This window comes from Kitasatospora sp. NPDC059571 (genome assembly GCF_042735675.1).
GTDB lineage: Bacteria > Actinomycetota > Actinomycetes > Streptomycetales > Streptomycetaceae > Kitasatospora.
Map to the genome: position 1 here is coordinate 1 of NZ_JBHWBW010000838.1, position 1308 is coordinate 1308.

Annotated in this window: 1 protein-coding gene; it reads right to left on the reverse strand. The window is 78.3% G+C overall.

The genetic code is table 11. The features are described 5' to 3' along the window. Window positions 1-1308: S8 family serine peptidase (locus ACFV0G_RS39425; protein ID WP_380558774.1), on the reverse strand; the 1308-nt coding region annotated here is incomplete at both ends.

Here is a 1308-nt window from a genome sequence, read left to right on the forward strand (position 1 = left end):
GTGGCCCCCCGCACCCAGGCCGACGGCGACCAGGACGGCCCCAAACAGCGCGCCCTCCGCGCGGGCGACCGGGTGGCGGCCCCCCCGCGGCGCGGAGCCGCAGGCCCGGTCGGCGTCGCCGGTCTTCCAGGCGAGGACGGCGATCCGCCCCTTCAGCCGGGCCGCGTCGGCCGCGTCGAAGGCGGTGCAGCCGTCCGACTGGTCGGCGGGCAGCGCGAGTTCGCCGGCGACGTCCTGGGTGTCCCAGCCGCGGTACTCCGCGCTCCAGTGCCCGGGGACCACTCCGGCGAGGCCGTCCGGGGCCAGCACCCGGATGCCGTCGGCGTCGCTGTGGGTGTCCACCGAGGCGGCGACGGTGACGGCCCGGGCGGCGGCGCCCGGACTGCCGCCGATGGCGTACGCGTCGCCCTCGTTGCCGGCTGCGGCGACCACCACGGTGCCCAGCGCGGCGAGCCGGTCGACGGCCAGCGCATCGGCGTCGTCGGGGCTGCCGAACGGGCTGCCGAGCGAGAGGTTGACCACGTCCAGGCGGTCGGAGAGGTCGCCGTCGCCGTTCGGGTCGGCGGCCAGGTCGAGGGCCTGGGCCATCTGGTCCGTGGAGCCCTCGCAGCCGAACACCCGGATCGCGTACAGCTGGGCGCCCGGCGCCTCGCCGGGGCCGACCAGGAAGCCGGCCGGGTCCAGTCCGGGGCGGTACGGGCCGCGGTAGGGGTGGCCGTCTCGGGTGACGCCAAGCCCGGCGGCGGTGCCGGCCACGTGGGTGCCGTGGCCGTTGAGCGCGCAGTCGATCGGGTTGGCGTCCGGGCGCGGAACGGGCTGGTAGTGCTCGGCGGCCGGGTCGGGGTTGTAGTCGTCGCCGACCAGGTCACGGCCGCCGGTGACCTTGGCGTTCGGGAAGAGCGCGGCGGGGGCGGGCTTCGCCCCGTCCACGGCCCTGAAGGCCTCGGGGGTGCCCGGGCCGCCGAAGTCGGCGTGGGTGTAGTCGATGCCGGAGTCGATGATGCCGATCCGTACGCCGCTGCCGGTGTTCCCGGCTGGCCCGGACCACACCGCGGGGGCGCCGGTCAGCGGCACCGAGTAGCCGTTGGCGCGCTGCTTCAGGGCGATCGGGTGGACGGCGCGCACGCCGGGCAGGGCGGCCAGCCGGGGCAGCGCCGAGGCGGGCGCGCTCACCGCGAGGCCGCTGAGCAGGGTCTCGGTCCGGTAGAGGACGCGGGCGTCCGGGGCGGCCGAGCGGACCTGCCGGGCTGCCCGGTCGAGGGCCGCGGCGGCGCGCGTGCGCTGTTCGGCGCCGGCCCGGGCGGCGGC